The organism is Niallia circulans (genome assembly GCF_003726095.1).
Taxonomy (GTDB): Bacteria; Bacillota; Bacilli; order Bacillales; family Cytobacillaceae; genus Niallia; species Niallia circulans_A.
Genome location: NZ_CP026031.1, coordinates 3,868,994 through 3,882,572, shown reverse-complemented (window position 1 = coordinate 3,882,572; position 13,579 = coordinate 3,868,994). Strand labels below are relative to the sequence as shown.

Genomic DNA, 13,579 nt, shown 5'->3' with positions numbered 1-13,579 from the left:
AGTTTATAAACAGAGATAAGAATACAAACAGGAGTATGTATAATGAAAAGTTCAAATAAAATAGTTGTTGCCCTTAAAGGTGTCATTGTAAATGAAGGCAGGGTATTAATAGTTCAACGTGCAAAAGAAGATAAAATCGGTGCGGGACTTGGGAATGTGTAGGTGGGAAAATAGAGTTTGGAGAGGATTTAGAATCTGCACTCTTACGGGAAATTAAAGAAGAAGTAGGGTTATCTGTTACAGTAGAGAAACTTTTATATGCTACTACATTCAAAACTGATCCAATAAGACAAGTTGTTATTTTGACTTACCTATGTAGTAGCAATAGTAGTAATACTATTCTTTCTAAGGAACACTCTAGTTTTAAGTGGGCCACTAAAGAACAACTGAAATTATTATTGTCTCCGGAAATAATAACTGATTTTGAGAAAAATAATGTTTTCTCTATAGAAGTATTGAATTAATATCATTTTCCTTGAAAAATGATTGTATCAATAAGTGGTTCACTTATCTTGTGGGAAAATCATAACAAAACAATCACAAAATAATTTAAGTTAGAACAAATAGTAAGAGGGAAAACAATTTGATAAGATACGTAATTAGTATAATTAGCTGCCTTCTTCTATTTTTGAGTGGACTATACAATATTATTACTTATGGATTTCCATTTCTACTTCTACTTCTTTCTATGGGAGGTTTTATTTATTTTATAAAGTGAAGAAAAAAGAAGCTTAACAACCTTATGGACTGAATCATAACTTTAGATTAGCGATGAAAGAACGTATCATTGATTTTGTTATTGATCGTATGGACGCAAATGAAAAATATACACATGAAATTTTAGGCGACCAAGAATTCCAATCATACTTTATTGATAAGATTATTACTGAAGTATATGCAGAGATTTACGCTGGATAACTTTATAAGAATTAGAATAACAAAAATGAAGGGTGGTTTATCAACCCTTCATTTTTATTGTAGAAAAGGTGGAGTGCGGAAATTACCATTATCGCACTCCCGTATTAAAACATTTATTCTTATAAGAATCATACAAGAAATGTGCAGTTCACTTAGGATTTTTTCAATATAAAAAGGGTAAGATCAGTTCACTCTCCTTTAAAGACTCGTGAACATCTCAAACCCTGTCGCTAGTGTATTTAAGTATATGCAAAATTAATAATAATTATAACTGGAAAGTAATTTTTAAAGTAACTCCATATAATTTAACTTTCTAAAGAAATAATATCATACTTATATATAATATGCAATAATTAAAGTAAAAGTTCGTCATAAGGAGTTAAATTAGAATATGTATGATATTGAGAAGTTAATGCAAAACTATAATCCCTCGTTAAAATCTCATGAGCAGTATTTCATTCTAAGGTGGTCGGAACTACTTGAGGGAGGTCCTCTACATTTTAGAAAGCTTATTAACCCATGTACAAGAGCATTAATTAGTGAGTTTATTGGGGTGACTAATCTGTTTAATGCAGGGGTATTAAAGATTTATAATATTAATAATGCTGCAAAAGAATTAAAGATCGCTTTAAAAAACGATAAAATAATTAAAGGTTTTCTAAATAATGATTATACATTTATTATTGGGAAGTTAAGTAACTTTATTTCTCAATTAACATCTGAACAAGAATCTTCTAATGCAGAAGAAAATAAGAGATTAATAAAAGAGATTGACATAATTAATGAGTTTATAAAGGCTTTCTTAAATAAATTAGAGTCAAAAAATATAATAGAACTATATTCAATTTATTTCAGAGAACACTTACCCACTGATTCTTATAGTTATTCAAAAATAGATAGAGAACTATCAATGCTTATTAGTGAATTACTTTATGAAGGAAATTCAAAAGCGTACCTTTATAGGTGGGGCGCAGGTGTATTTGTTTATGATAGAGAGAAAACAACATTAATAGAGAAGTTAGAGAGATTGGGACAAGACTTAGGAAAAAAAAACCTTAGAACGTTTAAATGTTATTTACAAGCAAATTTACCAAATATATATGATTTCTGGGAGAAGTTAGAGGGGAAAATTAAGATCTTTAAAGACTCTAATGAAGCAAGATTAGGATTGGAAGAGATATCTCAAAATGCATTAGAAAAATCAGTTAACGATTATTTTAATATTGATAATAGCCTGAAGATCCTCCAAATTGAAATAGAAGCAGCCGATGAAGAAGCAGCAATAAACCAGGCAAGGATTTTACTGTTAACAAAGTTATCCTTGATTAATCTTGACAAAAAATCAAAGGTTTATATTCCTTCTGTTAAAAATAGAGTAGTATTATTGGATACTAGATCCAATAATATATCAATAAGAACAGATAATGATGATGGTGATGGAATAAAAATTGCTAAATTCTCAGATTACTTACATATCCTCTTTACAGCGAATGAAAATAAATATAAATCATTAAATAGACTAATGGGGTGGCTTCGAGTTGTTCAAGATTCACCGAAAGAAACCGCACTTGTAGCTATGTGGAGCATGATGGAGCTACTATTTGTACATGATTACAGCGACAAGAATAATAAAGTAATCAGTCAAGCAAAACCATATATATCTCATTATTTTGCTAAGAACATGGTAGTAAAAGCTACACAAATATTAAAAACCAAAGAGGCAAATTATAACCTATTAAAAGAGAAGATAAAGGAAGAATATGGGGATGTTGCTCTAAGGAGACAAGACAATAATATAAAATTAGAATATTTACTTGATTATATTAAACTACATGAGAACGAGGTGCTAAATGTATATGATAATTTAATTTTGGAGCAGCGTTATATACAATATTTAAATTCATTTACAACAGTAGTGAAAGAAAGAAAACATCAGGCATTTATTCACTTAAAAGGATACATACTGCAATTGGAAGAAAATATGGACAATGATCTTGCCAGAGCATATAGGATAAGGAATATTCTTGCTCACGAAGCTTCAATTCAGTCAGATTTCTTTGAAGATATTTATGAGAAAATGGTCTTTTATCTTCAAATAATCCTTGACGATATATTGTTTTCAATGATTAAGCAGAATAAGAATACAATTGAGCAATTGACAATGATTAAAGAGGAAAGTTATAAACAATATATCAAACACCTTGATAATGTTGCCAAAGTATTGTTAGCAACCAACGATGATTTAAAGGATAAAGATGGAGAAGTGATGGATGAAGAGAAAGAAAGTCAAAAAACACAGGAAAGATTAGATATCTATAAAGGAATTGTAAATACTAAAAACCTTTTAATTTAATAATCAGTCCCTATATTAAGTCACAAATAAGTATAATATAAAATTATATGGAACTATTGAAATAACAAGGAACTATTAGAGTGCGAAAATAGATATTATCGCACTCTCATTTTTCTGCAATCATTTCAGATTGGTGAAGATAAAGGTAAAAATAGAATAAGATAGTGAAGAGATGTATTCAAAGTAAAGCGCAGAATGCAGAGTGATAGAACAGTCAAATACTTCTATCAGAGTGTCATAACTAAGTCATATAATTAAATACCAATATTTTCATATAGGAAAATTTAAAAAGTATAACTAAAAGCAGTTGTGTATAGATAACTTATATTAATTTTTCACTGCTAGTCAATTAAAAACTTCCAAATAAACAGAGATTCCATTGTTCTTTTTCTACTCGATGCCATCTGTAATGAATTGTTATAAGATGTTTTCCACTTAATTTTTTTGTTTCTTCATATTCCTTTTGAGAGTATCCTAGAATATATGGAATTACAGGATCGTGTGAAATATCCCAATGGAAGAAATAGTTTTCTTCCATGTCATCCCAATCAATATCGTATTGTTCATGAAAGCAATTTAGATTTTCAAGTACATAATTAAGAATCTTTTCTTTATCCTTTTGGAAAGCAGCTGCATGAATATTATTAAAGCTGTGACGTTGTAATTGTAAAACTTTAAGTTTGAGATGTGGGTCAATTTGATTTATTGAATTACTCATTTTTTGTTCTCCTTCTAATATTTAATTTAAAATATTATATATAAATATTGAAAGGATTTTAAGATGTCATAAGTAAAAAGTGGTTGCGAAGGGCATGTATGATAATCATCTTACCAATCTATGCTGGCCTCTATTTGATCGTTTCAACATTTAATTTATGTAAATCTTTGTAGTTTCTATTCCATATTCAATTAAAAACGAATTTGAAATTTATACCAATTTGGGATGTGTTGTGGTCTACACTATCGGGGCAGTTAGTTTAATAGTGGATTAATAGTTTATCCTCAATTCTAAAAAAATAATTTATCTGTTGACAAATTGCAAGCGTTTTTATATTATGAACTCACAAGGTGTTATCGAAAGAGCATCACTTGATTGTTAATTAACAAATCAAATTAAATATCCATAGGGTGTTATTATTCTTATAAGCAAAACCTAGTAATGATTCTTATTACTAGGTTTTTTATGCTTTTTTGGGAAGGGGGGAAAGAATATGAAAATAGTTAGCATTCTAAATAATAATGCTTTATTAGTTGAAGAACAAAAAGGCGTTGAATTTATTGTTATTGGTAAAGGAATAGGATTTGGAAAAAAGAATGGTGACTTAGTAGATAAATCCAAAGTTGATAAAATATTTGAATCTAATAATAAGAAAACTAATGAATTACTAGACTTATTAGAATATGTACCAACTGAATTCTTTGAAAGTGTCACAATAATTGTGCGACATGCTAATAAAAAGTTAGGTAAAGAATTAAATAAAGGTATTTATGTGACACTTACAGACCACATACACAGTGCTATTGAGAGATATAAAGAAGGAAAAACACTAAACTTTGCATTAGTCTCTGAAATGCATCAACTATATCCTAATGAGTATAAAGTTAGTGAATGGGCAGTTGATTATTTGAATGCAACCTATGATATTGAGTTACCAATTGATGAAGTAGGTTTCATAACAGTCCATATCATTGCTGCTACTATGGATAATGATAATTTATCATTAGTTAAAAAGGTGACCAAAATAGTAAAGAATATTACTGATATAGTAGTAGATCACTATGGTTCCGATATTAACAAAGATAGTATTAACTATACAAGATTCTTAACTCATCTAAAGTTTTTTGCAATACGCTTTTTAAGTAAAGAACAATTTAGGGAACAATCAGATATAAATTTTGTGATTAATGAAGAAGGTTTGAAAGAAACAAGCTTAGTTATTCACAAGATCGACGATTTTATGAAAGTGTCTTATGGAAATGAACTAACCGTATACGAAAAAAAATACTTAATATTGCATTTATTAAGGCTAAATATTAAATAGAGTGTTACTACTTTAAGTAGGCAAAATCTAATCATCTGTATATTTAATGTACAGTTAATTAGATTTTTTTATTGTCTTATTTTAAATCTAAATGTTATTTAATGAATTTTCAGGTGAAAATTTGCTAAAAAACAAATTTATAATAAACTAACAATTTTTTAAGGGGGATATAACATGAATTTCCATGACACCGCAAAAGAAATTTTAAGTTCTATTGGTGGAAGTAATAATGTTTCAGACGTTACACATTGTATGACTAGATTAAGAGTAAGTGCAGCTGACCCAACAAAAGTAGATATTGAGAAGATTGAGAATGTCGATCTTGTAAAAAAAGTAATTCAAAGGGGACAAAACTTTCAAATTGTTATTGGTGAGGAAGTTGATGATGTTTATGAGGAATTTGTCAAATTAAAAGAAGAAGGAAAAGATTCGAAGGTTGAAGTGGATAAAGATTCTGCTAGTACTAACCAAGCAGATTTTAAGAAGCCGAATCCAATATTAAGAGTTATTGATACCATTTCTGGATGTCTTGTGCCGATTCTTCCAGCATTAATTGCTAGTGGTTTATTTTCAGGGATATTATCCTTAGTTACATCATTAGGATGGGTGGATAATAAGACTTCTACCTATACAATTTTGAGTGCATTCAGCTCAGCACCACTATATTTCTTACCATTTTTACTTGCTTATAGTAGTTCTACTAGATTAAAAGTAAATCCTGCTATTACATTAGGAGTTGCAGCTATTTCATTATACCCGCAATTAACTCAATTGTTTGCGTCTGGAGATCCAATAGATTTATTCGGTTTACCAGTAAGTGCAGTAACTTATTCTCAGAACTTAATTCCTATACTATTAATTGTTTGGATACAGAGTTTAATTGAACCGAAATTAAGTAAAGCAATACCTACTTATTTAAGAACTTTATTTTTACCTTTGATTGAATATATAGTACTAGGAGCTATAATGCTATTGATTGTTGGACCAATAGCGGGGTTACTAAATGATGGACTATATAATCTTTTCCATACATTATCCCAAGGATATAGCTGGTTAATTGTTTCTGTACTAGGTGGTTTTAACGCTATTAGAATTGGTGCTGGTTTGAATCATTCTATATTACCGATAGCAGTAGCTAACTTTTCAGCGTTAGGTTATGACAATATTGTAGGACCTGCAATGCATGCAACTGTATTCTCTTTAGCTGGTGCATGTTTCGGATTAATGTTTAAGTCAAAAAATCCTACGGTAAGACAAACCTCAGTATCTGCTGGATTCACAGCTTTGATGGGGATTTCAGAGCCTGCTGTTTTTAGTGTTATGTTAACAAATAAACGAACACTACTGGCTACTTCTATAGCAGGATTTGTTGGGGGATTAGCAATGGGTATTTTACATGTGTCGGTTAATGCCCTAGGTACTAAAGGTATACCAGGAATAGCCTTGCTAATTGGGCCAACATTTATTTCTGGAATAATTGGTTGTGTAATTTCTTTTGTATTAGCATTTATCCTGGCATATGTGCTAGGTGAAGATAAAAGACTTAGTCTGTAAATTGGAGGAACTTTAAATGAAAACCAATCTTATTAGCCCAGTATTAGGAACTGTAAAGGATATAGCAGAGAGTTCAGATTTTATGTTTGCGGAAAAAATTCTAGGAGATGGGATTTTCGTTTCTCCAACTGATTCATATGTAATTGCCCCTTGCGATGGGAAAATTAATTCAATTACTAAAAGTAAACATGCAATTACCCTATATACAGATAATCAGGTTCCCGTTCTGCTTCACATCGGAATTGATACAGTAGAGCTTAATGGTAAAGGATTTGATTTATTTGTTAAAGAAGGTCAGTTAGTAAAAGCAGGACAGAAATTAGCAAAAGTAGATTTTGATTTTATTAAAGAACAGGGTTATGACAATGCAACAATTATGATTATTCCTGAAAAAAAATATAAAGTAGATAAAATGAATTTAGATAAAAATTTAGTATCATATGAACAAATTTTAGAAGTTTATTAATGAAAGGAGATTATTATGAATTTTCCTAAAGATTTTTTATGGGGGGCAGCTATTGCTGCTAACCAGGCAGAGGGAGCATGGAACATTGATGGTAAAGGTGTCAGTGGGCCAGATATTTATGCATTTGGTGGTAAAAATAATCCTAGAAGAATTACTAGAGTAATCGAAGAGAACACATTCTATCCAAGTCACGAGGCAGTAGATTTTTATCATCATTATAAAGAAGATATTGCTTTATTTGCAGAAATGGGACTTAAAATTTTTAGATTTTCTATTAATTGGACTAGAATCTTTCCAACTGGTGAAGAACCAGAACCTAATGAAAAAGGACTTCTTTTCTATGAGCGTGTCATAGATGAATGTCTAAAACATGGTATAGAACCACTTATTACTATCTCTCACTACGAAGTGCCATATGCTTTGACAGAGAAATATAATGGATGGTCTAGTAGAGATATGATAGATATTTACTTGAATTTTTGTAAGGCTTTATTTACTCGTTATAAAGGAAAGGTAAAATATTGGATTACATTTAACGAGATAAATAGTGCAACAAGAAAGACTGGAGGATTTAGAAATCAAGGGATTTTGAATCCAGGAACGACTAGTAATAGAGATATAGATGATATTCCTCAGTTAAGATTTCAAGGCTTGCATCATCAATTTTTAGCATCTGCAAAAGCAGTGAAACTAGCTCATGAAATTGATCCTAACTATCAAGTTGGGTGTATGATTCTTTTTGGTACAGCATATCCACTTACATGTAAACCAGAGGATGTTCTAATCACTCAAAGTAAAAACCAAATTACTAACTGGTTTTGTGGAGATGTAATGGTTAGAGGAAGTTATCCAACCTACATGAAGAGATATTTTAAAGAAAATAACATTACAATTGAATCCCAAGAAGATGATTCAAATATATTGTTAGAAGGAGTAGTAGACTTTTATAGCTTTTCCTATTATATGTCTATTTGTCATACTTCTGACGAGGGATTACCAAAAACCCAAGGTAATATGCTTGGGGGAGCTTCCAATCCGTACCTATCAGAAAGTGAATGGGGTTGGCAAATAGACCCTATAGGCTTGAGATATACATTAAATGAAGTATATGACAGATACCAAATTCCATTAATGATTACAGAGAATGGTCTTGGGGCTACTGATACAGTTAATGAAGATGGAACAATAGATGATGATTATCGAATCTCGTATTTAAAGCAACACATTGAACAAATGGGAGAAGCTATTGAAGATGGCGTTGATCTATTAGGATATACAGCTTGGAGTTGTATTGACATGGTTAGTGCTGCTTCTGGAGAAATGGAAAAACGATATGGCTTTATTTATGTAGATGCTGATAATTTGGGAAATGGAACAAAGAAAAGAATTAAGAAGAAATCATTTCATTGGTACAAGGAAGTTATTGAAACTAACGGGGAAAGTTTGAAAAAAGATTTTTAATAAAAGTACTATCATATTAGATTAAGGTAGACAAAACTATGTCTGCCTTTTTAATTTAATTAATAATTTCTCTTGAACTGTAACAACTGTGGAATACTCTACTCAACTAACCTATTGGTAATCTCAATATAAATAGTCAATAACTTGACTATTTATATTGAATAAGCTATTATTATCTAAGTGCGAGTTAGTATTATATAATATTATAGTCAATTAGTTGACTAAATTAGGAGGTCTAAATGGAACATTTAAAAACGGATATCACTTTAGATTTTTTTAAAATTTCTAATCTTTTAAGTAGATATGGTTCAAAAATGGTTTCTGAAGTTGGTTTAACTAGTATACAACAATGGATTATCCTTCGAACTATTATTGAAAAAGGAGATATTTCTATTGGTGAATTAAAAGAAGAGACTCTAGTAACAAAACAAAACATGACTGGCATGATGAATCGCCTTCAAGAGTCTAGTATTGTTTTGTTATATCCAGATCCTGAAGATAAAAGACGTACTAGAGTAAAACTTACAGAGGAAGGACTTCAGATTTATGAACAATTAAAATCATCACGTAATGATTTTAATATGCAAACTTATAGTATCTATACGGAGGAAGAAATAATAGTTCTCAATGACCTACTTAGTAGACTGGTCAATCATTTAAAAATGAACTAATGTAATTTAGAAAGAAGGTTAAAGCATGAATAAGAAATATTTAATATTATTTACTGTCATCATTGGAGCTTTTGTAGGTAACCTAGAAGCAGTTTTACCTAATACGGCAGTAAGTGTTATAAGTCAAAGTCTTGGTACTTCTGTAGAAGTGACTACCTGGGTTCTAACTATCTATACATTGCTTTTTGCTACTTTTATGCCACTTGCTAGTAAAATTGGTAGTATTATTGGTAATCGTAATTTATATATTTGGAGTTTAGCAATGTTCACTCTATTTTCATTGTTATGTGGTTTTACAAATAGCTTAGGACTATTAATAATATTTAGAGCTCTTCAAGGAATTTCTATTGCAGCTTGTCTTCCATGTGCAATGGTCATTATTTCTCAGCACTTTGATGCAAAAGAACGAGGAAAAGCAATGGGGATTTTGGGGATGGTTGTGGCAAGTTCAACAGCGATTGGTGCTCCACTAGGAGGTATTTTGACTGACTACTTAGGTTGGCATTCTATTTTTTACATTATTGTACCTGTTACTGTAATAGGTTTCCTTTTAAGTCTGTATGTCTTACCGAAAGAAGAGGTTACAAGAACAAGATCGTCCTTTGATTTAAAAGGAGCAATATACTTTTCAGCATTTATTATCTTTTTAATGTTGCTTATCTCAAATGCAGGTAAATATGGTGTTGTTTCTCTTGTTAATGGTATTTTTGCAATATTAATTATTGTTGCGTTTATAGCTTTTATAAGAACTGAAAAACAAGTGAATTCACCTTTTATTCCATTGGATTTATTCCAAAACGGAGCTTTTAATAGTGTCTCTATAAGTAGAGCGTTACAAATGGCAATGTTATACGGCGCATTATTTTTAATCCCTTTATATTGGAGTAATGTATATAATTTAACTCCAAAAGAAACAGGGTTAGCACTTTTCTTACTTCCGGTTACAATTATGATTATCTCCCCAATTGTTGGTGGATTAATTGACCGATTTGGTAGCAAACCTTTCATGGTAATTGGGATGATTTTTACTTCTCTAGGCTCATTAGGCTTAGTATTTATGCCAGGAACAATCTGGAGCATAAATATGACCATAAATCTTATACTGTTAGGAATAGGATTTGCCATGATGCAATCTTCATCTATGGCTGCAGTAACACTTGTTTTACCAAAGAACTTATTAAATGTAGGTGTGGGTATTTTTAATATGTTAACTTTTACAGGAGGTACTCTTGGACTAACTATATTTAGTTCTCTTGTGAATTATATACACTTTAAAGGAGTTTTTCTGATTATGTTGATTGCTGGCCTATTAGGGGTATTGATATTATTAAAAGTGAAAGCATCTTCTAAAGTAGAATCTCAAAAAATGGCATAGTTAAAGCAATTACTTATTACGAAATAGAAAGGGTGAGATAATTGAAAATTCTAGTCAGTAAAGAAGCTATAAAGTGGTTTAAGGAAGAAGTTGGATTGGAAGAAGGAAGTGCAATTAGATTTTACTCTCAGATATACGGAACAAGTCCCATTCAAGAGGGATATGCTCTAGCTTTTACCATAGATACTCTTCATGAAGATGTTGCTGTTCAAACAGTTTCAGAAGGTTTGACCTTTTTTATAGAAGATGCAGACTTATGGTTTTTTAATGGCCATGATTTGTATGTGGAATATAATAATAATATTGATGAATTAGAATATAGATATGTAAAATCTTAAAACAAGAACAAAAAGAGCATTAATCACTATGGATTAATGCTCTTTTTCAAACAAATTGGCAGCGTCCATGTAATAAAAAACATTATTATGTGGTATGGTATTTGTGAATAGGATGTACTTAAACTAACAGGTACTTTACTGAAATAAGGAATAAAACTAATTGAGATGAATTATACAAGATTCTATACACTACTTGTAAATTTCAGCTCTTTTTTATATTTATAAAACATACTGCTATAAATAGCTTTATTAATCATAGTAGATGATACTGAGTTTTAATTTAATTTTAAATAAGTGTTTCACTTAAATAAGCAAAAAATCTGTCATGTTAATTGACAGACAAAGGTGTTCACAAGGTAAGAGAGTACACTGAAATGGAGAACTTTTTAAGAGAAATACACGAGAAAAAGAGATAATTTATGGAGAAAAAACGTTAATTGCAATCAGCGGGTTGACCCATAAGTAAGAGAGTACACCAAAATGGAGAACTTTTAGGAGAAAGTATATATAAAAGCCAGTTATTCATAAGACTAGAATAACTGGCTTTTATCGATTTGTTTCTTATTAGCATTGTAAAGAAGAAGTTTACCTTTGGATATATCATCTATAGCAACGAATACTATATTGTCTATATCCATTCCGTTATTATCAACAATTTCTTTCGTTATCTTATTGGTGACTACTTTCTTTGTTTTCCGAATGACATCATTTAATAGTTCCTCTTTTCTTTTATACAATGCCAATATCTTTGCATTGTATTTGAACCGACCATCGGCTGTAGGAATTGCATAATATGCCAACCTCTCCATGTCTTTTACGTTTCCTTCTCTAATAAATACAGGAATAAAATATTGTTCGTATTTATCTTCTGTATCCTGATAGTATTTAAACAAAAAGTCTGGAATAAAGTTTAAATTGTTTGCTAATATTCCATGAGCTTGATATGAGAGCTTACGGACAAGCCTGAATTTTAGGTTTTTCCAATTTGGTCTTAACCCGGTCATAATTAAAGTGATAAATGCTTCTTTGTATACTTCATAGGTGTCTGATTTTATGTTAGTATTCAGTTCTTTACTTACTGCTTCTACAACTGAGTAAAATCTTTTCATACCGGTAACATAAATCTCGATTTTCCAGTCTTTGTAGTCGTTCATATGAGCAATTTCATGTTTTAAGTTGGCAATACGAATGTCTTTGTTGCTATGGATGTTCTTGGTTATTACCACATCACTATCATCCATTAAAGCGAAGATAACTTTGTGGTTATGCTCTCTATCGTTCCTAGCCAACTCTTCATAACGGTACAGTTTTCCTTCGATAGATCTTACATCATGCTTTTCAATTATAGTATTGGTATGATCACGTTTTGTTTTAATTTTTTCATTTCCACTATCCACTTCGATGTAGAGGAATGTGTCCCTAATTTTAAATATCCAATCTGGTATTAATCCAGTCCTTTCACCAAGTTGCTCTTTAATATGGGGGAATTCCTGTGGTACAAAAGATTGCAGCACACCTAATTCTTTGTGTCTGTCGATGAAAGTAGCATTGTACTGGGATAACGATTTTAAAGAGGGAATAAGGTCATTACCGAAATTTTGCTTTTTAAAGATAATAATAGGTTGTTCTAAATCTTCATAGTTATCTTCTTTGAACGGAATAACATACTTTCCTCCATCAGCGATATAAAAAGGCTCTTTCTGACTAATGCACTTTAAAACTTCTATAACAGATTGTTTAATAGCGAGTGTGTGATCTAAGTTGCTCTTTGCTTGGTATTTCAGTTTTTCTTCCATATCCAAGTAACCGAGTTTTTTGAGAATTGTTTGACCTGCAGGTGTTAAGTTGATGATTGCCATTTCATATCCATTTTGCATTTTTTCTTTTCTTTTTTCTATAATGTTAGCATTGTCCCAACGGCTCATTTTTCTTCGGAAAGCAGCATCACTTATATGTTTTAAGAGAGAGTAAAATTCATAAAACTGAGGTTGTGATAATATGCCCTGTTCGTTCAAGAAAAGAAGTGCGTATATATCTATGCTTTCTAATTGAATACGCCGTTTTTTTGATTTAGATAAATAATAATATACTTTCAAATTCCTAATCTCCTTTTTTACTTTCATAAGATAAAGGCACACTCCCTAGAGGAAAATGTGCCATCGGGTTTACGACCTCTATATTCTTTTCGTAAATCGCATCATACTCCTTTTTATTTAATATCACATAAATTCCTCCAATGTATTTTATGCAAAAATAAAAGCCCCATAGTTAAGTTTAGACGCAATAGTACGTTCGTTTAAACTCAACTATGGGGTTTTCCCTTATTCCATTTTAAATTTATATAAATTACACGCATCGATGATTTATGAATGGTTTAATTAAAATGACATGTAACTTAAAG

Annotated in this window: 11 protein-coding genes and 1 pseudogene; 10 read left to right on the top strand and 2 right to left on the bottom strand. The window is 30.6% G+C overall.

What is annotated here, in order from left to right:
• The first annotated feature begins 42 nt into the window (after window positions 1-42).
• The 3 genes and pseudogenes from C2I06_RS18510 (at window position 43) to C2I06_RS18505 (ending at window position 3,271) form a co-directional block, all read left to right on the top strand.
• Window positions 43-464: pseudogene (locus tag C2I06_RS18510) on the top strand (NUDIX hydrolase).
• A gap of 307 nt (window positions 465-771) precedes the next feature.
• Complete coding sequence (locus C2I06_RS25160) at window positions 772-918, top strand: hypothetical protein (RefSeq protein WP_164463739.1); 147 nt, start codon at window positions 772-774, stop codon at window positions 916-918.
• Window positions 919-1,309: 391 nt separating this feature from the next.
• The gene (locus C2I06_RS18505) at window positions 1,310-3,271 is read left to right on the top strand and encodes a hypothetical protein (protein ID WP_123258638.1); all 1,962 of its coding nucleotides are present in this window, start codon (window positions 1,310-1,312) and stop codon (window positions 3,269-3,271) included.
• A 349-nt stretch (window positions 3,272-3,620) separates the two neighbouring features.
• Here the strand turns inward: C2I06_RS18505 and C2I06_RS18500 are convergent, their stop codons facing one another.
• Entirely contained in the window at window positions 3,621-3,989 is a 369-nt protein-coding gene (locus C2I06_RS18500) for a hypothetical protein (RefSeq protein ID WP_123258637.1), read from the bottom strand.
• Between the two features lie 493 nt (window positions 3,990-4,482).
• On the opposite strand from C2I06_RS18500, the gene C2I06_RS18495 reads away from it, so the two are divergent.
• From C2I06_RS18495 to C2I06_RS18465, 7 genes are all read left to right on the top strand, one after another.
• Window positions 4,483-5,313 carry a PRD domain-containing protein gene (locus C2I06_RS18495; RefSeq protein WP_123258636.1) on the top strand — a complete coding sequence of 277 codons (831 nt, stop codon included), beginning with the start codon at window positions 4,483-4,485 and terminating at the stop codon, window positions 5,311-5,313.
• 174 nt (window positions 5,314-5,487) lie between these two features.
• Window positions 5,488-6,867 carry a PTS transporter subunit EIIC gene (locus C2I06_RS18490; RefSeq protein ID WP_123258635.1) on the top strand — a complete coding sequence of 460 codons (1,380 nt, stop codon included), beginning with the start codon at window positions 5,488-5,490 and terminating at the stop codon, window positions 6,865-6,867.
• Window positions 6,868-6,883: 16 nt separating this feature from the next.
• The gene (locus C2I06_RS18485; RefSeq protein WP_123258634.1) at window positions 6,884-7,333 is read left to right on the top strand and encodes a PTS sugar transporter subunit IIA; all 450 of its coding nucleotides are present in this window, start codon (window positions 6,884-6,886) and stop codon (window positions 7,331-7,333) included.
• 15 nt (window positions 7,334-7,348) lie between these two features.
• Window positions 7,349-8,794 carry a glycoside hydrolase family 1 protein gene (locus C2I06_RS18480; protein ID WP_123258633.1) on the top strand — a complete coding sequence of 482 codons (1,446 nt, stop codon included), beginning with the start codon at window positions 7,349-7,351 and terminating at the stop codon, window positions 8,792-8,794.
• 239 nt (window positions 8,795-9,033) lie between these two features.
• A complete protein-coding gene (locus C2I06_RS18475; RefSeq protein WP_123258632.1) occupies window positions 9,034-9,465 on the top strand; it encodes a MarR family winged helix-turn-helix transcriptional regulator in 432 nt (143 codons plus the stop codon).
• Between the two features lie 25 nt (window positions 9,466-9,490).
• Complete coding sequence (locus C2I06_RS18470) at window positions 9,491-10,840, top strand: MFS transporter (RefSeq protein WP_123258631.1); 1,350 nt, start codon at window positions 9,491-9,493, stop codon at window positions 10,838-10,840.
• A 41-nt stretch (window positions 10,841-10,881) separates the two neighbouring features.
• Window positions 10,882-11,178: a HesB/YadR/YfhF family protein gene (locus tag C2I06_RS18465; protein ID WP_123258630.1), complete on the top strand. Its 297-nt coding sequence runs from the start codon at window positions 10,882-10,884 to the stop codon at window positions 11,176-11,178.
• Window positions 11,179-11,708: 530 nt separating this feature from the next.
• On the opposite strand, the gene C2I06_RS18460 is transcribed toward C2I06_RS18465, so the two are convergent.
• Complete coding sequence (locus tag C2I06_RS18460; RefSeq protein WP_123258629.1) at window positions 11,709-13,274, bottom strand: replication-relaxation family protein; 1,566 nt, start codon at window positions 13,272-13,274, stop codon at window positions 11,709-11,711.
• Between the last annotated feature and the right edge of the window lie 305 nt (window positions 13,275-13,579).

Bases quoted from the DNA above. Each gene is read 5' to 3' on its own strand.
- C2I06_RS18480 (WP_123258633.1), top strand. From the start codon at position 7,349: ATGAATTTTCCTAAAGATTTTTTATGGGGGGCAGCTATTGCTGCTAAC.
- C2I06_RS18505 (WP_123258638.1), top strand. From the start codon at position 1,310: ATGTATGATATTGAGAAGTTAATGCAAAACTATAATCCCTCGTTAAAA.
- C2I06_RS18495 (WP_123258636.1), top strand. From the start codon at position 4,483: ATGAAAATAGTTAGCATTCTAAATAATAATGCTTTATTAGTTGAAGAA.
- C2I06_RS18470 (WP_123258631.1), top strand. From the start codon at position 9,491: ATGAATAAGAAATATTTAATATTATTTACTGTCATCATTGGAGCTTTT.
- C2I06_RS18475 (WP_123258632.1), top strand. From the start codon at position 9,034: ATGGAACATTTAAAAACGGATATCACTTTAGATTTTTTTAAAATTTCT.
- C2I06_RS18485 (WP_123258634.1), top strand. From the start codon at position 6,884: ATGAAAACCAATCTTATTAGCCCAGTATTAGGAACTGTAAAGGATATA.
- C2I06_RS18500 (WP_123258637.1), bottom strand. From the start codon at position 3,989: ATGAGTAATTCAATAAATCAAATTGACCCACATCTCAAACTTAAAGTT.
- C2I06_RS25160 (WP_164463739.1), top strand. From the start codon at position 772: ATGAAAGAACGTATCATTGATTTTGTTATTGATCGTATGGACGCAAAT.
- C2I06_RS18490 (WP_123258635.1), top strand. From the start codon at position 5,488: ATGAATTTCCATGACACCGCAAAAGAAATTTTAAGTTCTATTGGTGGA.